This is a genomic window from Klebsiella sp. K47, assembly GCF_051858335.1.
Lineage (GTDB): Bacteria > Pseudomonadota > Gammaproteobacteria > Enterobacterales > Enterobacteriaceae > Klebsiella > Klebsiella pneumoniae.
Window position 1 is genome coordinate 1 of sequence record NZ_JBPYUI010000277.1, and the last position, 234, is coordinate 234.

General features: G+C 41.0%; 1 protein-coding gene. It reads left to right on the forward strand.

Annotation, left to right across the window (positions count from 1 at the left end; genetic code table 11):
* Nucleotides 1–234, forward strand: a 234-nt coding sequence (locus tag RRF55_RS28020) for an alpha-E domain-containing protein (protein WP_439419301.1), incomplete at both ends; no start/stop codon positions are given.

A 234-nucleotide genomic window follows, 5' to 3' on the forward strand; every position in this document is an offset into this window, starting at 1 on the left:
CTGCTTTTGATGCGTGCTCACTGAATGAGCTGATTTTAAATCCAAACAATCCTGCTTCATTTAACCAGCAATTTCAAAGCGCCAAGAGTAATGTTCAAGACTTACGCGGGATTTTATCTGCAAAGGCTTATGCGGAACTGAATCAATTTATCAAAAATGCCACTGAAAACACCGCCTATATTTGTGATGTGGTTGGAGAGTGTCAGGATGTACTTGAGTCTGAAGCCAGTGATG